The following is a 16,158-nucleotide window of genomic DNA, read 5'->3' on the forward strand; positions in this document are numbered from 1 at the left end:
CCGCCGAAGGACCCTCGTTCATGACAGACGTCACCAACGGCGCCGAAGACTACGGCGCCGACTCGATCAAGGTGCTCAAGGGCCTCGACGCGGTCCGCAAGCGCCCGGGCATGTATATCGGCGACACCGATGACGGCTCGGGCCTGCACCACATGGTCTACGAGGTCGTCGACAACGCCATCGACGAGGCGCTCGCCGGCCATGCCGACCTCGTCACGGTGACGCTCAACGCCGACGGCTCGGTGACGGTCTCGGACAATGGCCGCGGCATCCCGACCGATATCCACAGCGAGGAAGGCATTTCGGCGGCCGAGGTCATCATGACCCAGCTCCATGCCGGCGGTAAGTTCGACCAGAATTCCTACAAGGTCTCGGGCGGCCTGCACGGCGTCGGCGTCTCCGTCGTCAATGCGCTCTCGGTCTCGCTGAAGCTGCGCATCTGGCGCGCCGGCAACGAGCATTTCATGGAGTTCCGCCATGGCGATGCGGTCGCCCCGCTCGCCGTGGTCGGCCCGGCCGGCGACAGGCGTGGCACCGAGGTGACCTTCCTGCCGTCGCAGGAAACCTTCACCATGGTCGAGTTCGACTACAAGACGCTCGAACATCGCCTGCGCGAGCTCGCCTTCCTGAATTCGGGCGTGCGCATCGTCCTGACCGATGCTCGTCATGCCGAGGTCGTCCGCGAGGAGCTGATGTACGAGGGAGGCGTCGAGGCCTTCGTGCGCTATCTCGACCGCGCCAAGACGCCGATCATCTCCAAGCCGGTGATGCTCTCGAACGAGAAGGACGGCATCACCGTCGACGTCGCGCTCTGGTGGAACGACAGCTACCACGAGAACGTGCTCTGCTTCACCAACAACATCCCGCAGCGTGACGGCGGCACCCATCTCGCCGGCTTCCGCGCCGCGCTGACGCGCCAGGTCACCGGCTATGCCGAGACCTCCGGCATTTCGAAGAAGGAGAAGGTCTCGCTCACCGGCGACGATTGCCGCGAGGGCCTGACCGCGATCGTCTCGGTCAAGGTGCCCGACCCGAAATTCTCCTCGCAGACCAAGGACAAGCTGGTTTCCTCGGAAGTCCGCCCTGTCGTCGAGAACGTCGTCAACCAGGCGCTCTCGACCTGGCTGGAGGAGCATCCGAACGAGGCCAAGACCATCGTCGGCAAGGTGGCGGAAGCCGCCGCCGCCCGCGAGGCGGCGCGCAAGGCGCGCGACCTCACCCGGCGCAAGGGCGCGCTCGACATCGCCTCGCTCCCCGGCAAGCTCGCCGACTGTCAGGAGCGCGATCCCGCCAAGTCCGAGCTCTTCATCGTCGAGGGTGACTCGGCCGGCGGCTCGGCCAAGCAGGGCCGGGCCCGCGAATACCAGGCCGTCCTGCCTCTGCGCGGCAAGATCCTCAATGTCGAGCGGGCACGCTTCGACAAGATGCTGTCCTCCGACCAGGTCGGCACGCTGATCACGGCGCTCGGCACCGGCATCGGCCGCGACGAGAAGGATACCGGCGCCTTCAATGTCGAGAAGCTGCGCTACCACAAGATCATCATCATGACCGACGCGGACGTCGACGGCGCCCATATCCGGACCCTGCTGCTAACCTTCTTCTATCGGCAGATGCCGGAGCTGATCGATCGCGGCCATCTCTTCATCGCCCAGCCGCCGCTCTACAAGGCGGCGCGCGGCAAGTCGCAGACCTATCTCAAGGACGAGCGCGCGCTCGAGGACTATCTCGTCGACAGCGCCCTCGACGGCGCAGTGTTCCGCACCGGCGACGGCGTCGAGCGCGGCGGCACCGATCTGCGCGCCCTGATCGAGGAAGCGCGCAGCGTCCGCCACACGCTGTCCCAGCTGCATTCGCGCTATGACCGGCGCGTCGTCGAGCAGACGGCGATCGCCAGTGCGCTACGCCCGCAGGGCGAGCGCAGCGAGGCCGAGCTCGCCGAGGCCGCCGCCTATGTCGCCCGCCGGCTCGATGCGATCTCCGACGAGATCGAGCGCGGCTGGGAAGGCAAGGCAGCCGATGGCGGCTTCACCTTCTCGCGGCTGGTGCGCGGCGTGAAGCAGGTCGTGGCGCTCGATGCCGGCCTGCTCGCCAGTGCCGAGGCCCGCAAGCTCGACGCCGCCGCCTCGTCGTTGCAGGAAGCCTATGCCAAGCCGGGTGTGCTCAGCCGCAAGGGCGACGACCACATCGTCAACGGCCCGAGCGACCTGTTCGATGCGGTCAATGCGATCGGCAAGAAGGGCGTCTCGCTGCAGCGCTACAAAGGCCTCGGCGAGATGAACCCGGACCAGCTCTGGGAGACGACGCTCGACCGCGACGTGCGCTCGCTGCTGCGCGTCAAGAACGACCAGAACGACGAGGCCGACGACCTCTTCGTCAAGCTGATGGGCGACGTGGTCGAGCCGCGCCGCGAGTTCATCCAGAGCAATGCGCTGAACGCGACGGTCGATACCTGATCCGGGCGAAGGTGTGCCGGATCATCGAGGCTTGGCGGATCGACGACAACACCGTCCGACCCCACGCGAGCCTCGGCGGCCTATCGCGATCGATGTTCGCCAGCCGGTCCCACACGGACCAAAACCCAGCCGGGCCTAACTTATGACCGGCAGGAAAATGGGGAGCACGTCAGAAACCATGAGTGGGTTGTAGACGGGCTCGCCATGTGTGAGGCTGACCGAGCAATGCCTCATCCGAACGCCCATGAACATTACGCTAAAGCAGATCAAGGCGTTTCTTGAGATTGCTAAGCTCAACAGCTTCACGCGCGCCAGCGATCGCCTGAACACGACCCAGTCGTCCCTTTCCGTGCTGATCCGCGAATTGGAGGCCGAGCTCGGAACGCGCCTGCTGGATCGCACCACGCGCAAGGTCGAGATTACCGAGGCCGGACGCGAATTCGCCCCTTTTGCGGAACGCACGCTTCGCGAGCTGGAAAGCGGGCTGACGGCCACCCGCGAGCTTGCCGCGCGCAAGAAGGGGCGGCTGAGCCTCGCGGCATCGCCTTTGGCAGCCGCTGCCCTGTTGCCGAAAGTCATCGCCAGCTTTCGAGCTCTCTATCCGGGAATCAGCGTTGCGCTCGAGGAGGTTTCGCCGGAATTCCTGTCAGCTCGCGTCGCCGGCGGATTGTTCGATTGCGGTGTGGGCGTCTTCGACACACTGGACGATGGGTTGACGGCGATCTCCGCCTTCAGCGAACGCCTGATGCTGCTGTGTCCGTCGGATCATCCCTTGGCAGCGCTGCGGGAGGTCGAGTGGCGACAGCTCGCCGAGCACGATTTCATCGCCGTGGCCGCCGACAACGCGGCCCGCCGCCGCGTCGATCGCTATTTCGCGCTTGCCGGCGTCTCCGTCCAGCCCGCATTCCAAGTCAGGAACATGACCACCATCCTTGGCCTCGTCGCCGCCCGAATGGGTGTAGCAGCCTGGCCATCATGGGCCGCCGGTTTGACGCGAGCCCATGACGTCACCCTGCGCCCGCTCGTGCGGCCCGAGGCTTTTCACACGATCTCGGTCGTCATCTCCAAGGAACGAGCACCTTCGCCAGCGGTCGAGGCCTTCATCGAGGTCATTCGCGATCAAGGAAAAATCCTGATCGAATCGTGAGATCGCACAAGCGTTCGATCGACGATCAGAAGACGTTGGAAAGCAACGCGCCGATATAGAAGCCCACGCCGAGAACGAGGTGGGAGACGGCGCTGACAATGCGGAAGCGGGCGGGATGCGGCAGCCCTTGCCCGGCGATGCCATGGCCGAGGGCGGGCAGCATGACCAGCCAGGCCGGCAACAGAGTCAGCATGCCAGCGATCAACGCAGGCCCAAGGCTCGGTGCGCGCCCCCCTTGCAGGCCGGCCGCCCACAGCAGGGCGAGCGCGAAGCCTATCCCGGTCGCATAATGGGCTATGGAGCCGACGGCCTGCTCAGCCTTCGAGAATGGCGCCACAGGCTCGTCATGCCCACGCATCGCATCGCGGCCGCGCAGAATGAGACGCCCGAGACGGGACCAGACCGGCGGGCGAATACCCCGTAGCCGCCAGAGCAGCAGGGCCCAGGCATCGAAAATCGCGGTCGCAGTCACTCCGATGATGATCGCCCGAACCATGAGTTCCTTCGACAAGGCCATACGCTCCCCTGCAAATGGCAAGACCGGTCGCCTGACTTGCCGCACGCTGCCGCGGCAGGCTCGGATCGACGTATTGGAGCCGTACACCGCAGCCTGTCAGCGCTCCATCCCGTTCGGCGATTGATCGTGAAAGTCGATAAATCGAACTGAAATCCGTATTTCCCTTGGCCATGGGGCGGCGAGCATAATGGCTTCCACAAATCGAAGATCGGCGTTGTCGCTGGTGAGCTTTGGCTGCTGGGGCGTCTTTGCCGCAACCGATACCTGCTCCCGTGATTCAATCACGGAAGTAAAAAAGGGGATGGAGAAGATGAATTTTCCGAAGAAGTCCGCATTGGCGATTGCCATGCTTTCGTCTGGGCTGGCCACAGCTTCGTTCTGTGAGTCCCAGGCGCGTGAATATCTGCAATTACCGAAGGAAATGGCTGGGCGAAGCTACTCCCCCGGCGTCATCACCCGCGGCGGCAAGCAGGTCTGGCTCGCCGGCGTCACCACTTTGCAGGACGAGCAGGGCAAGTCCCTGGCGGGCGATGTCGAAGGCCAGACCCGTTTCATTTTCCGGGAGATCGAGCGTCAGCTTGCGAAGGCGGGCGGCAAGCTCGAGGACATCGTCACCATGACGGTCTACCTAACCGACGCGCGCAACGGAGCCCAGTTCGCGGCCGTCCGGAAGGACATGTTCCCGAAGAACCCGCCGGCAAGCGCCCAAATCACTGTGTCCGCTCTGGCGGTCCCCGGATTCCTGATCGAGATCCAGTGCGTCGCCGTGGTCGGCGACGAAAAATAGGCTGCCCGGCCACCCTGTCGTGGGAGAACGGCAGGATGCAATCGGATACGCGCAATTTTGCGCCTACCGGAACCCTTTCGTTCAGGCCCGGTCGCAGAGCCTGCCGCTCAAACCGTCACGAGCGGTCCGCGCATTCCGGACTGCCGAGGAGAACAGACAATGGGGCATGACGCCGTTCACGAGTTACTTTGCAAGGCCGAGATCACGCGGCTGATCCACACCTACCCGCGCGGCCTCGACCGGCTCGACCGCGAACTCCTGCTGTCGATGGCGCATGAAAGCGCGACGGTGGATTTCCCACCGCTCTTCTCGGGAAGCTGGGCCGACTATGTCGGCTTCCTGATGAAGGCGCATACGAGCATGCTCTACAACCGCCACAGCATGAGCAACATCCTCGTGGCGCTGAAGGACGAAGGGGCCGTCAGCGAGACCTCGGCGACGGCGCATCTGATCGTCAAGCGCGACGACGGCGATATCGAGGAGCGGAGCGTCCATACCCGCTATCTCGATCGCTGGCGCTGCGACGGCGGGCGCTGGTCACTGGCCCACCGCCGCACCATCCGCGACTACCGCCAGATCAGGATCCTCACGGCCGCCGAGCTCGCCGCCACGACCGAGTACGCCAATGCCGGCGCGATCGGCAGGCAGGATCCGTCCTACGCCCATTTCGGCCAATAGCCGGCGCTTCACGCCGAACCCCAAGGACAAGCGGAGCGCCAGCATGGCCAGGAAGCTGATCAGGAACGGGCAGGTCGTCACGATGGATCGCGCCCTTGGCGATTTTGCCTCGGCCGACGTGCTGCTGGAGGACGATCGCATCGTCGCGGTCAGGCCAGGAATCGTCGCGGATGTCGACGAGACGATCGAGGCCGGCGGAATGATCGTGATGCCCGGGCTCGTCAACGCCCATCTCCACACCTGGCAGACCGGACTGCGCTCGATCGGGGCGGACTGGACCGGCCCGGACTACCACCGGATCATGCATGGCAACATGGCCACACGGTTCCGGCCGGAGGACAACTATATCGGCACGCTGGTCGGCGCTCTCGAACAGCTCAATGCCGGCGTCACAACGCTCTTCGACTGGTGCCACAACATCACCTCGATCGAGCATGCCGAGCGTTCGGTCGATGCACTGGAAGAGAGCGGCCTGCGCGCCGTCTTCGGCCATGGCACGGCCAAACCGCTCAAGACCGCGTCCAACATGCCCTTCACCCATGAGCCCCACCCGCGCCAGCGGCTGGAAAGGCTGCGGCGCGAGCGATTCTCCTCCGACGACCGCCGCGTGACGCTGGCGGCCGCGATCCTCGGCCCGCAATTCTCGGTCCCCGAGGTGGTTGAGCAGGACTTCAGGCTGGTTCGGGAGTTGGGCCTGCTGTCGAGCTCGCATGCCGCACGCCGGCCGGCCGATCAGGTCTCGCCGGAAGGCTATCGAATTCCGGCGCGGCTGGGCCTGCTGGACGAAAACCACAACGTCGTCCACGGCAACTACATCGAGGACGAGCAGCTCAAATTGATCGTCGATTCCGGCGCCTCCTTCACCGTGACCTCGATGATCGAGCTGCATGTCCATCCGGCCGATCCAGTGACGGGGCGCATCCGGGCGCTGGGCGCCATGCCCTCGCTCGGCGTCGACAGCATCCCGGCCGCGAACAGCGACATGTTCAACGAGATGCGCTTCGCGATGGTCTATCAGCGGGCGCTGGAACATCGCGCCAACTATGCGCTGGGCTTGCCGCCGCTGGCGCAATTGCCAGTGCAGTCGCGCGCTGCCCTCGAATGGGCGACGATCGGCGGCGCCAGGGCGCTACGGATGGCGGATCGCATCGGCAGCCTGACGCCGGGCAAGAAGGCGGATGTGATCCTGCTCGACGCCACGGATTTCAACCTGTTTCCGGTGCACGACCCGGTCGGGACAATCGTCCAGCAGGGCTGCGCGCACAACGTCGATACAGTCATCGTCGATGGCGAGGTCCTCAAGCGCGGCGGCGTGCTCGGCTATGACGCTGCTTTGCTGCGCCGGAAGGTGGGGGAGCTCGAAGCCTCCGCCGCTCGGATCATCCGAGAATCCGGCTATGTGCAGATGGCCGCATAACAAGAGCAAAAGCTCGCTTTCATAACGGGAGAGGTGAGATGTCGGTGCGTGAGAAATCGCAACGCTCGTCGGTTCGCGTCGTCGTCGCGGCGGCGCTGGGAAACGCCCTGGAATGGTTCGACTTCATCATCTACGGCTATCTGGCCGTCATCCTGTCACGGCTGTTCTTTCCGGCAAGCGACCCGAACGTCGCCCTGATGCTGACCCTGGCAACCTTCGCAGTCGGCTTCGTGATGCGGCCTGTCGGCGCCCTGGTCATGGGCTACTATGCCGACCGGAAGGGGCGCCGCAGCGCGCTGACGATCACGATCTGGATCATGGCACTGGCCACCGCCATGATCGGCTTCGCGCCGACCTATGCCACGGTCGGACTGCTGGCGCCGGTCATCGTGCTGACGGCGCGCTTGATGCAGGGTTTCGCCGCCTCGGGCGAGTACGGCAGCGCGGTGTCGCTATTGGCGGAATCGGCACCGCCGAACCGCAAGGCCACCTTCGTCGCCTGGCAGATGGCGAGCACGCTGCTGGCCGTGGTCTTCGCCGGTTTCGTCGGTTTCCTGCTGTTCAACACCCTGACGCCGCAGCAGATGGGCGATTGGGGCTGGCGCCTGCCCTTCATCTTCGGGCTGCTGATCGCTCCTGTCGGCTACTATATCCGGCGCCATGTCGATGAGACGATCGACGTCGCGAGCGTCGCCCGCACCTCATGGTCCGACGATATCCGCGACGTCTGGACAAAGCAGCGCCGTGCCTTCCTGACGTCCTTCGCCCTGCTCGCCTTCGGCGGCGGCAACTTCTACATCATGTTCATCTATATGCCGACCTTCGCGGTCCGCGAGCTCAATCTCGGCTTGAACGCTCCCTTCATCAGCACGCTGGTGGCGGGCATCCTTTCGGCGGCCGGTGCGATCTTCTGGGCGGGCCGCGTCGATCGCGGCGCCTCGCCGCGGCTGCTCTATGGCTGCGCGACGGTGGCGATCCTGCTGATCGTCTACCCGCTCTATGCCTGGATCATCCAGGCGCCGACCCTCTGGGGGCTCGTCGGCCTGCAGGTCGCGCTGGCCATTCCCGGCAGCGTCATCGTCGGGCTGGGCATCGTCATGAACGCGGCGCTGTTCGCGCCGCGCATCCGGGCCTCGGTGCTGGGTTTCAACTTCAACGTCTCGAACAGCATCTTCGGCGGAGCCGCGCCCCTGATGGTGAGCTATGCGGTCGCCACGACCGGCAACAAGGCGGCCGCGGCCTACTACGTCATCCTCGTCGGCCTGATCGGATTGATCGGCGTCTGCTTCCTGCCCAGCCGGGCACGCTCATCGCAACAGCAGGAACGACTGGGCGAGCCCAATGGCGCCCCCGCCTGAAAATGCGCAGCGTGAAAATCGCTTCGAACTGACTCTTCGAGAAACAAACGACAATACGAACGAGGGGAGATTCCGAAATGTCCAGCCATGACGAAGCCATGTCCCGGCGCGCGATCCTGCTGGGAGGCGTCGCGGCGCTTGCCGCCGCAGCGGCCACCAGTCCCGGGCACGCCCAGGCGCAGCCGGAGGGCCGCTTTCGGATCGATACCCACCACCACATCTTCCCGCCGAAATATCTGGACGAGGTGCGCGAGAAGATCATTGCCCAGGCCCAGGGGTTGCCGACCGAGACCATGACCGGCTGGACGCCGCAGCGTTCGCTCGAAGAGATGGAGCGCAGCCGGGTCGACAAGGCGATCGTCTCCGTGGCGGCGCCCGGCATCTTCTTCGGGGATGTCGAGCAAGGCAGGCGCCTTGCCAGGGCCTGCGTCGATTACGGCGCCGACATGATCCAGAAACACCCGGGCCGCTTCGGCATGTTCGCGCCGATCCCGCTGCCGGACGTCGATGGCAGCCTGAAGGCCATCGAATACGCGCTCGACGTGCTCAAGCTGGACGGCATCGGCATCCTGACGAGCTACGGCTCGCGTTGGCCGGGAGATCCCGCCTTCGCTCCGGTCTTCGACGAATTGAACCGACGCAAGGCTACCGTGTTCGTCCATCCGCTGGCGCCTGATTGCTGCAGCAACCTGCAGGAAGGCGTGTCCTCCGCGCTGATCGAGTTCCCCACGGACACGACGCGCTGCATCACCAGCCTTTTGTTCAGCGGAACCCTGACGCGCTGCCAGGACATCAACTTCATCTTCGCGCAGGGGGGCGGCACACTGCCGTTTCTGGCGGGTCGGCTGAACGCCGCGATGTTCTTCACGCCGGGGCTGAAGGAGAAGCTGCCGAACGGCATGCTCCATGAACTGAAGCGGCTGAACTACGACGTGGTGTCGATGGCGAACCCGATTTCGGTCGCGGCGCTTCTCCAGCTCGTGCCGAGCCAGCAGCTCTTCTTCGGAAGCGACTTCCCATATCTCTCCGGAAGAGTCGTCGCCGATGGGCTCCAGAAGATCAGCCTTCTGTCCCCCGCCGATCTGACGCAGATCGAGCGCGAGAACGCGCTCCGACTGTTCAAGAAAGCGTCGTAGTCGACATGTCGGCAAGGCCGGCGCGGTCGGAAGCGACGAAAGGGTCTGGAGCGCCCTGGGAGGCGTGGACGCCTCTTAGCCAGCTCGTCCAGCGTCCGCCTGGTGCGCGCCATGGCTGCAATGTTCGCTTCCAGATGGTGGTCCAACTTCCGCTTCTGTCGCAGGCTGACCGTTGTTAGCCCTAGTTGATCTGGTCGCTACCACCACCAATGAAGGTGGGCTCACACGAGGACGACGGCGTGCTCGCGATCGTCCCATTCGAGGGGGCGGCCCGAAGCGGGATGCGCGCGACAGGGTGGGTTGACGTCCGTCCCGACCGCCTCGTGATGAGCGAGATGCTGGTTCTCAAGACGGTGCACGGGGCGCCTCCATCGCGATCGGGGCGCGCCCTGGCAGCGAGCGGCAATGCACGTCTCCGCGCGGGGCCATATCGCCCTGCCGCCGCAAGGTTGGCCGTCGGCGAGATGCCACTTTTGGCGGTCGCGACGCTGCGCCTGGTTATCGGGATTTGCCCGCCTTTGGCTTCAGCGGTAAGGAGTTGGCGGAACACAGGAATATCAACAGGCATATCTGCGGCACGGTGAGATGACGGCGAAGAAGGGCGAGAGCGGGCAGAAGCGCCGTCCGGCGCAGCGCGGCAAAGGCAGGAAGGAGTCGCTCCCGCTATCCGAGCAGGCCTATATCGCCATCAAGGACCGCATCATCACCCTGTTCTTCGCGCCCGGGCAGTATCTCAACGAAGCCTCGATCTGCGAGCAACTCGACATGGGCCGCACGCCCGTCCACCAGGCGTTGCAGCGGCTGCAGGCCGAAGGTCTCGTCGATGTCGTGCCGCGCAAGGGCGTGATCATCCAGCCGGACTCCATGGGGCAGGTCGTCGAGATCCTCGATGCGCGCCTGGTCGTCGAGCCCGAGATTGCGGCGCGCGCCGCCATGCACGGCCGGCCCGAGGACATCGCGGACGCCCGCGCCATTCTCGATCACCACCGCGACGACCCCCATGGCGGCGGTCGGATCGACGCCTTCGTCGAATGCGATCGGGCCTTCCATTCCCGAATCAGCGACATGTCCCAGTCGCGCATCCTCGGTGATTTCGCCAAGACCCTGCACGAGCGCTCGACCCGCGCCTGGTATCTCCACCTTTGGCAGACGCTCGACACCGAAGCCTCCGATCGCCAGCATCGTGCCGTGCTCGACGCGATTGCGGCGCGCGACCCGGCGGCGGCGGCCGCGGCGATGCGCGATCATCTCAGCGGCCTGCGCGAACGGGTCGTCCTGCTGCAGCAGCATGCGCCCAGGCGCGCGCCACTGTCGCCTACCCGCTAGGCCCTCGCCGGCGAGGCGCCCGCGCGCGCACCGGCTGTGCGCCGACACCCGGCCAGCCTGAGCCGAGAACCTCCTGTCCCTGACAAATCAGGGTCGATGTCGCTTTCCGGCTTGCATTAGACATCATGTGAAATATCATGACGGACATAAGAGCGGCATTTCGCAAAAGGGTTTATCATGCAGCTTCCTGCCGGCGCCCCGAGCCTCGAGGAAATCCTGATCCAGACCAACGACGTTCCCTGGCGGGAAAAATCGCTGAAAGGCGTGCACGAGAAGATGCTGTGGCGGGACGAGGCGACCGGCGCGTCAGTCGCGCTGATCCGTTTCGAGAAGGGCGCCGGCATTCCCAAGCCGCATTCCCACGCCTCGAACCAGATGATGTTCTGCCTGTCCGGTCATTTTGAATACACCGCGACCGGCGTCACGCTGAAGCCCGGCTGCTTCTACTGCAACCCGAAGGGCAATGTGCACGGCCCGAGCCTCGCGATCGAGGAAACGGTCGTGGTCGAGATCTACGACGGCCCGCACTATCCGGAGGTTCCGTCCTGGTACACCGACGAGCGCGACGCTCACTGATCGCCGCCGAGCCGAGATTCACATCATGACGAACTCTGGTTCCCGTCCGGCTTCCGCACTGGGCGAGCTGGCTGAGGCGCTCCTGGCAAAGGTCGGGGCCCCCACCGAGCATGCGAGCCTGGTCGCTGAGGCTCTGGTCGATGCCGACATCGAAGGCCTCGGCTCGCACGGGCTGATGCTGCTGCCGATGTATCTCGAGCGCATCGAGAAAGGCTCGGTCGATGCGACGGCCAGGGGCGAGATCGTCGTCGACGCCGGTACGCGCGTCACCATCGATGCCGCCAATGCGCTCGGCCAGGTCGCGGCCGAGCAGGCGTCCGAACTCGCGGTCGAGCGTGCCGGGGAGCATGGTCTGGCGGCGATCGCCGTGCGTAATGCCTTCCATTTCGGCGCCGCCGGCCGCTTTGCGCGCAAGATCGCGCTCTCAGGCCAGATCGGCATCGTCATGGCCAATACCCGTCCGTTGCTGCCCGCGCCGGGCGGGGCGGAGCGGGTCGTCGGCAACAACCCGCTCGCGATCGCCGTGCCGACGGGCGGCGAGCCACTCGTGCTCGATCTCGCCATGAGCGCGGGCGCCATGGGCAAGATCAGGTTGGCGGAGAGCCGTGGTGAACCGATCCCCGAGGGCTGGGCTGCGACCACTGAGGGCGTGCCGACCACGAATGCCGCAGAAGCGATCAAGGGCATGCTGCTCCCGGCCGCCGGCGCCAAGGGCTTCGGCCTTGCCGTGATGGTCGACCTGCTCGCGGGTGGGCTCTCGGGTGGCGCCATCGGCGATGCCGTGCGCCCGCTCTATGGCGACCTTTCCGAGCCTTATGCCAGCGCCAATCTCTTCATCGCCATCGACATCGCCGGCTTCCGGCCGCTGGGCGAGTTCGAGGCGGCTGCCTCCGGCTTCGCCGAGCGCATCCGCGGTTCGAAGCCCGCGCCGGGCGCCTCGCCGATTCGCATGCCCGGTGACCGCGCCGCCAAGGCCCATCGCGATTTCGACGGCAATTGCCGCATCGCGCCGGCGACGCTCTCGGCCCTGCGCGCCGCGGCCGAGCGGCTCGGCGTCCCGTTCCCGTCGTCTCTGTCCTGATCTCAAGGAGTTTTCACAATGGCCAAGCAACAGATCACCAGCGCCAAGCTGCGCCAACCGAACGGCCACTTCTCGCAGGCGACCGCGATCGAGGCGCGCGGCCGCCTCGTCTTCCTCTCCGGCATGACCTCGCGCCGCGCCGACGGCTCGATCGCCGGCATCGGCGACGTCTCGGAGCAGACCCGTCAGGTCTGCGAGAACCTGAAGGCTGCGGTCGAGGAAGCCGGCGGCACGCTCGACGACATCTGCCGCGTCGACGTCTATGTCCGCAACATGGAGCATTTCGACGCAATCCATAAGGTCAGGCGCGAATACTTCACCGGCATCGCGCCCGCCTCGACCATGGTCGAGATCTGCAAGATGACCTCGCCGGACTATCTGATCGAGATCAACGCCATCGCGGTCATTTCGGACTGAGCCGGCGATGCGCTACGTCAATCTGCGCCATGACGGCGGCGAGCGCCTCGGCCTCGTCGTCGATAACGAGGTGGTCATGCTGGGGCCGGGCGCGGGCGACCTCGTCGCCTTCATTGGCCTGGCGCCCAGCGAGCGGCAGGCGCTGATCGTCGCCAGTCTCGACAAGGGCGCGCGCCTGTCGCTGGCAGGGGCATCGCTCGCCGCGCCGGTACGTCGCTTCCGGCGCGATGTGCTCTGCACCGGCTGGAACTACTGGGACCATTTCGAGGAGAGCAAGGGCAAGCGCGAAGGGCAGGATGTCGATCGCCCGAAAGCGCCGACCTTCTTCACGAAATCGCCCGATGTGGTGATCGGTCCGCAGGACGACATCGCCTTCGACGCCCGCATCTCGGCGAAATGGGACTATGAGGCCGAGATCGCGATCGTCATCGGCAAGGCCGGGCGCAGCATCCCGCGTGCGCGGGCGCATGAGCACATCTTCGGTTTCTGCCTCGCCAACGACGTCTCGCAGCGCGACCTGCAGCGCCGCCATGGCGGGCAATGGCTGAAGGGCAAGAGCATCGACGGCACCATGCCGCTCGGCCCCTTCGTGGTGACACCGGACGAGATCGACCTGCCCAAGGTCAGGCTGCAATGCCTGCTCAATGGCGAGGTGATGCAGAATGCCGTGGCGGCGCAGATGGCCTTCCCGATCGACGAGCTCATCGCCGAGCTCTCCTTCGGCATGACCCTGCATCCGGGCGATGTCCTGCTGACGGGCACGCCGAGCGGCATCGGCAATGCGCGCGAGCCGCAAATCTTCCTCAAGGCGGGCGACGAAGTCGTGGTCCGCGCCGAAGGCCTGGGCGAATTGCGCAATCGCCTCGTCGAGCATGACCTCGCCGGAGAGAGCGACGTCACGCCCTGAAGGTGCTTGGATCACGGAAAAGGGCCGGCTCGTGAGAGCCGGCCCTTTTCGTTTCAACCAGCCAGCTTGGCTGGATTATCGCAGAAGATCGCTTGGCGTCGGCTCTCGCTCAGGGCTGCGAGCTGCTCATGCGGCTTGATCACACCCATCGGGAAGGGCCAGTCGGAGCCGAAGACGATCCGCCCCTCGCCGAACACCGAAGCCGCCAGATCGAGCAGCGTGTCGTCATGGGCAATGCAGTCGACGCAGAAGCGGCGCAAAGCCTTCGCCGGCGCCTCGACCTGCGTATCCACGCCCGGTCGTCCCGTGGCGAAGCCGCGCTGCCAGCGCGCTGCCACGGCCGGTACGGTGCCGCCGGCATGGGCGAGGCAGATGGTGATGTGCGGATGCCGTTCCAGCACGCCGGCAAAGACGAGATGGCCGGCCGCGACCGCCGTCTCCGTGGGATTGCCGAGGAGATTGTGCAGATAGAACGGGTCTAGCCGCCCGTCGCAGCCCTCGCCGGGGTGCAGGAAGACGAAGGCCGAAACGTCATCGAGCGCCTGCCAGAGCGGGGCATGGCTGGCATCGGACAGCATCAATCCCGGCTCGCCGGTCGGCATGGAGAAGCGGGCTTCGCCGGCGGCCGCGCGCTCGCGAACGATCCGGACGGCGAGTTCCGGATGGGCCACCGGCAGATGGTAGAGCGGCGCCAGCCTGTCCGGATGCGCTGTGGCGATGGCCGCGAGCCCGTCATTGAGCAATTGCGCCCAGGCTTCGGCCTGCAATGCATCGAGCCCGGGGCGATAGGTCGGCGGCGGCGCCGAGATCCAAGCGCGCTCGACCTGCTGCTCGTCCATCCAGGCGATCAGCGCTTCCGGATGGAACAGCGCCTTGATGCCGATCGCGTGGCCATCGATGACGAGCTTCTCGCTTGCGGCGTCCCAGCTCACGCCCGGGACGCGCGCGAGCGGCGCCTCGACCGGAATGAGATGGGCGTGGACGTCGAGGGCGATACGCTGGGCGCTCATGCTGGAACCATGGCGAAGCGCGAGACATGCGCGGAAAAGCGGGTGAGGAAGCCGTCGAGGAATTGTCGCGTCGCGGGATCGGCGATCTCGCCATCGGCGTCGAACAAGCCCTCGCGCATCGCCATGCAGACCTCCGGCTGTGGCAGCACATGCACCTCCAGATGCGAGAGGATGTTGCGCAGGTGCTGCTGGGCCGGCGCCGTGCCGAGCGCGCCGCTCGCGAGGCCCGCGATCGCCGCCGGCTTGCCGCGCCAGGAGTTGGCGCCATAGGGGCGCGAGCCCCAGTCGATGGCGTTCTTGAGCGCCGAGGGGACCGAGCGATTGTATTCGGGCGAGACGATCAACACGCCGTCCGCGGCTTCGATCTCGTCTTTGAAATGCAGCACCGCTGGCGGCAGCGCACGGTCCATGTCGCGATTATAGAGCGGCAGCCCGGCGAGGTCGCTTTCCCGAACATCGAAGCGATCGGCCCCGAGCCGTATGAGTGCCGACGCCAGCCGGCGATTGATCGAGTCGCGGCTGAGCGAGCCGACCAAGAGGGCGATGCGAGGCTTGGTCATGGCGTATCCCGTCAATGCCTGACTTCGCTGAACCAGGGCTTCAGCGCGATGTCGATGAAGGCGACGGCGGCGTAGAGCACCATCCCGAGCACTGCGAGGGCCAGCAACGCGGCGAAGGCGAGGGGTGTGTTCACTTGCGAGTTGGCGACGAGCAGCAGGTTGCCCAGCCCCTCGTTCGAGCTGATGAACTCGCCGATCACGGCGCCGATCACGGCGAGCGTGATCGCGACCTTCGAGCCGGTGATGACGAAGGGCAAAGCCGCCGGGAACCTGATCTTCCAGAAGGTCTGCCAGCCGCTGGCGCGAACCGAGGCGGCGAGATCGAGCATCTCGGTAGGCGTTGAGCGCAGGCCGGTCGCGGTGTCGACCACGATCGGGAAGAAGGCAACGAGCCAGGCGATGGCGAGCTTGGATTCGATGCCGGTGCCGAGCCAGACCAGGATCAGCGGCGCCAGCGCCACCTTGGGCAGGGCCTGCGTCGCGATCAGCAGCGGATAGAACATCAGGTTGAGCGTGCGCGACGAGGAGATCGCCACCGCGATCGGAATGCCCAGGAAGAAGGCGAGCAGGAAGCCGTAGACGCTTTCGAGCAGCGTCACGCGGCCTTCGGAGAGCAGCAGCGGCAGATTGTTCACGGTCGCGTTCCAGACCGCGAGCGGGCGCGGCAGCACGGCCTGCGGCACGTCGAACAGCACGATGTAGCCCTGCCAGAGCAGGAGGAGCAGCAAGAGGCCGAGCACCGGATAGGCGATCCGCGTGACGGCGTCGGAGGAGATTGGCATGGGTCT

At 65.7% G+C, this 16,158-nt stretch carries 18 protein-coding genes; 12 read left to right on the top strand and 6 right to left on the bottom strand.

Annotated features, from left to right (window positions below):
* Nucleotides 1-20: 20 nt before the first annotated feature.
* Together gyrB and AC3WLC_RS24025 are read left to right on the top strand one after the other, a co-directional pair.
* Nucleotides 21-2,453 carry a DNA topoisomerase (ATP-hydrolyzing) subunit B gene (gyrB, locus tag AC3WLC_RS24020; protein ID WP_493686429.1) on the top strand — a complete coding sequence of 811 codons (2,433 nt, stop codon included), beginning with the start codon at nt 21-23 and terminating at the stop codon, nt 2,451-2,453.
* 244 nt (nt 2,454-2,697) lie between these two features.
* Nucleotides 2,698-3,600: a LysR family transcriptional regulator gene (locus tag AC3WLC_RS24025; RefSeq protein WP_493686430.1), complete on the top strand. Its 903-nt coding sequence runs from the start codon at nt 2,698-2,700 to the stop codon at nt 3,598-3,600.
* Nucleotides 3,601-3,625: 25 nt separating this feature from the next.
* On the opposite strand, the gene AC3WLC_RS24030 is transcribed toward AC3WLC_RS24025, so the two are convergent.
* Both AC3WLC_RS24030 and AC3WLC_RS24035 read right to left on the bottom strand, forming a co-directional pair.
* Nucleotides 3,626-4,117, bottom strand: a complete 492-nt coding sequence (locus AC3WLC_RS24030; protein ID WP_493686431.1) for a DUF2938 family protein — start codon at nt 4,115-4,117, stop codon at nt 3,626-3,628.
* A 96-nt stretch (nt 4,118-4,213) separates the two neighbouring features.
* The gene (locus tag AC3WLC_RS24035) at nt 4,214-4,465 is read right to left on the bottom strand and encodes a hypothetical protein (RefSeq protein WP_493686432.1); all 252 of its coding nucleotides are present in this window, start codon (nt 4,463-4,465) and stop codon (nt 4,214-4,216) included.
* Between AC3WLC_RS24035 and AC3WLC_RS24040 the strand changes: the two genes are divergently transcribed.
* From AC3WLC_RS24040 to AC3WLC_RS24060, 5 genes are all read left to right on the top strand, one after another.
* On the top strand, nt 4,452-4,904 hold the full coding sequence (locus AC3WLC_RS24040) for a RidA family protein (RefSeq protein WP_493686433.1): 453 nt from the start codon (nt 4,452-4,454) through the stop codon (nt 4,902-4,904). The two genes, AC3WLC_RS24035 and AC3WLC_RS24040, sit on opposite strands and share 14 nt — an antisense overlap.
* 159 nt (nt 4,905-5,063) lie before the next feature.
* On the top strand, nt 5,064-5,582 hold the full coding sequence (locus AC3WLC_RS24045; protein ID WP_493686434.1) for a nuclear transport factor 2 family protein: 519 nt from the start codon (nt 5,064-5,066) through the stop codon (nt 5,580-5,582).
* 43 nt (nt 5,583-5,625) lie between these two features.
* Complete coding sequence (locus AC3WLC_RS24050) at nt 5,626-6,999, top strand: amidohydrolase family protein (protein ID WP_493686435.1); 1,374 nt, start codon at nt 5,626-5,628, stop codon at nt 6,997-6,999.
* 38 nt (nt 7,000-7,037) lie between these two features.
* Complete coding sequence (locus tag AC3WLC_RS24055; RefSeq protein ID WP_493686436.1) at nt 7,038-8,357, top strand: MFS transporter; 1,320 nt, start codon at nt 7,038-7,040, stop codon at nt 8,355-8,357.
* A 77-nt stretch (nt 8,358-8,434) separates the two neighbouring features.
* Nucleotides 8,435-9,493, top strand: a complete 1,059-nt coding sequence (locus tag AC3WLC_RS24060; RefSeq protein WP_493686437.1) for an amidohydrolase family protein — start codon at nt 8,435-8,437, stop codon at nt 9,491-9,493.
* A gap of 221 nt (nt 9,494-9,714) precedes the next feature.
* Here the strand turns inward: AC3WLC_RS24060 and AC3WLC_RS24065 are convergent, their stop codons facing one another.
* Nucleotides 9,715-9,852 carry a hypothetical protein gene (locus AC3WLC_RS24065; protein ID WP_493686438.1) on the bottom strand — a complete coding sequence of 46 codons (138 nt, stop codon included), beginning with the start codon at nt 9,850-9,852 and terminating at the stop codon, nt 9,715-9,717.
* A 226-nt stretch (nt 9,853-10,078) separates the two neighbouring features.
* Here AC3WLC_RS24065 and AC3WLC_RS24070 point away from each other — a divergent pair, with 226 nt between their 5' ends.
* The 5 genes from AC3WLC_RS24070 to AC3WLC_RS24090 all read left to right on the top strand — a co-directional run bounded on the left by AC3WLC_RS24070 (nt 10,079) and on the right by AC3WLC_RS24090 (nt 13,800).
* The gene (locus AC3WLC_RS24070) at nt 10,079-10,819 is read left to right on the top strand and encodes a GntR family transcriptional regulator (protein ID WP_493686439.1); all 741 of its coding nucleotides are present in this window, start codon (nt 10,079-10,081) and stop codon (nt 10,817-10,819) included.
* Between the two features lie 177 nt (nt 10,820-10,996).
* Nucleotides 10,997-11,395, top strand: coding sequence for a cupin domain-containing protein (locus AC3WLC_RS24075; RefSeq protein ID WP_493686440.1), 399 nt, complete (start codon nt 10,997-10,999; stop codon nt 11,393-11,395).
* 25 nt (nt 11,396-11,420) lie between these two features.
* Nucleotides 11,421-12,476, top strand: a complete 1,056-nt coding sequence (locus tag AC3WLC_RS24080) for an Ldh family oxidoreductase (RefSeq protein ID WP_493686441.1) — start codon at nt 11,421-11,423, stop codon at nt 12,474-12,476.
* Nucleotides 12,477-12,494: 18 nt separating this feature from the next.
* Nucleotides 12,495-12,893, top strand: a complete 399-nt coding sequence (locus AC3WLC_RS24085) for a RidA family protein (RefSeq protein ID WP_493686442.1) — start codon at nt 12,495-12,497, stop codon at nt 12,891-12,893.
* Nucleotides 12,894-12,900: 7 nt separating this feature from the next.
* Nucleotides 12,901-13,800, top strand: a complete 900-nt coding sequence (locus tag AC3WLC_RS24090; protein ID WP_493686443.1) for a fumarylacetoacetate hydrolase family protein — start codon at nt 12,901-12,903, stop codon at nt 13,798-13,800.
* A 53-nt stretch (nt 13,801-13,853) separates the two neighbouring features.
* On the opposite strand, the gene AC3WLC_RS24095 is transcribed toward AC3WLC_RS24090, so the two are convergent.
* From AC3WLC_RS24095 to AC3WLC_RS24105, 3 genes are read right to left on the bottom strand one after another with little or no spacing between them, the layout of a single operon-like run.
* Complete coding sequence (locus tag AC3WLC_RS24095; protein ID WP_493686444.1) at nt 13,854-14,810, bottom strand: amidohydrolase family protein; 957 nt, start codon at nt 14,808-14,810, stop codon at nt 13,854-13,856.
* Nucleotides 14,807-15,370: an NADPH-dependent FMN reductase gene (locus AC3WLC_RS24100; protein ID WP_493686445.1), complete on the bottom strand. Its 564-nt coding sequence runs from the start codon at nt 15,368-15,370 to the stop codon at nt 14,807-14,809. The genes AC3WLC_RS24095 and AC3WLC_RS24100 overlap by 4 nt, the downstream gene beginning before the upstream one ends.
* Before the next feature lie 11 nt (nt 15,371-15,381).
* Nucleotides 15,382-16,152 carry an ABC transporter permease gene (locus AC3WLC_RS24105; RefSeq protein ID WP_493686446.1) on the bottom strand — a complete coding sequence of 257 codons (771 nt, stop codon included), beginning with the start codon at nt 16,150-16,152 and terminating at the stop codon, nt 15,382-15,384.
* Nucleotides 16,153-16,158 lie beyond the last annotated feature (6 nt).

The organism is Allobosea sp. GW821-FHT03A12 (genome assembly GCF_058986765.1).

Bases quoted from the DNA above. Each gene is read 5' to 3' on its own strand.
- gyrB (WP_493686429.1), top strand. From the start codon at position 21: ATGACAGACGTCACCAACGGCGCCGAAGACTACGGCGCCGACTCGATC.
- AC3WLC_RS24025 (WP_493686430.1), top strand. From the start codon at position 2,698: ATGAACATTACGCTAAAGCAGATCAAGGCGTTTCTTGAGATTGCTAAG.
- AC3WLC_RS24030 (WP_493686431.1), bottom strand. From the start codon at position 4,117: ATGGCCTTGTCGAAGGAACTCATGGTTCGGGCGATCATCATCGGAGTG.
- AC3WLC_RS24035 (WP_493686432.1), bottom strand. From the start codon at position 4,465: ATGGCAATCGCCAATGCGGACTTCTTCGGAAAATTCATCTTCTCCATC.
- AC3WLC_RS24045 (WP_493686434.1), top strand. From the start codon at position 5,064: ATGGGGCATGACGCCGTTCACGAGTTACTTTGCAAGGCCGAGATCACG.
- AC3WLC_RS24050 (WP_493686435.1), top strand. From the start codon at position 5,626: ATGGCCAGGAAGCTGATCAGGAACGGGCAGGTCGTCACGATGGATCGC.
- AC3WLC_RS24055 (WP_493686436.1), top strand. From the start codon at position 7,038: ATGTCGGTGCGTGAGAAATCGCAACGCTCGTCGGTTCGCGTCGTCGTC.
- AC3WLC_RS24060 (WP_493686437.1), top strand. From the start codon at position 8,435: ATGTCCAGCCATGACGAAGCCATGTCCCGGCGCGCGATCCTGCTGGGA.
- AC3WLC_RS24070 (WP_493686439.1), top strand. From the start codon at position 10,079: ATGACGGCGAAGAAGGGCGAGAGCGGGCAGAAGCGCCGTCCGGCGCAG.
- AC3WLC_RS24075 (WP_493686440.1), top strand. From the start codon at position 10,997: ATGCAGCTTCCTGCCGGCGCCCCGAGCCTCGAGGAAATCCTGATCCAG.
- AC3WLC_RS24080 (WP_493686441.1), top strand. From the start codon at position 11,421: ATGACGAACTCTGGTTCCCGTCCGGCTTCCGCACTGGGCGAGCTGGCT.
- AC3WLC_RS24085 (WP_493686442.1), top strand. From the start codon at position 12,495: ATGGCCAAGCAACAGATCACCAGCGCCAAGCTGCGCCAACCGAACGGC.
- AC3WLC_RS24090 (WP_493686443.1), top strand. From the start codon at position 12,901: ATGCGCTACGTCAATCTGCGCCATGACGGCGGCGAGCGCCTCGGCCTC.
- AC3WLC_RS24095 (WP_493686444.1), bottom strand. From the start codon at position 14,810: ATGAGCGCCCAGCGTATCGCCCTCGACGTCCACGCCCATCTCATTCCG.
- AC3WLC_RS24100 (WP_493686445.1), bottom strand. From the start codon at position 15,370: ATGACCAAGCCTCGCATCGCCCTCTTGGTCGGCTCGCTCAGCCGCGAC.
- AC3WLC_RS24105 (WP_493686446.1), bottom strand. From the start codon at position 16,152: ATGCCAATCTCCTCCGACGCCGTCACGCGGATCGCCTATCCGGTGCTC.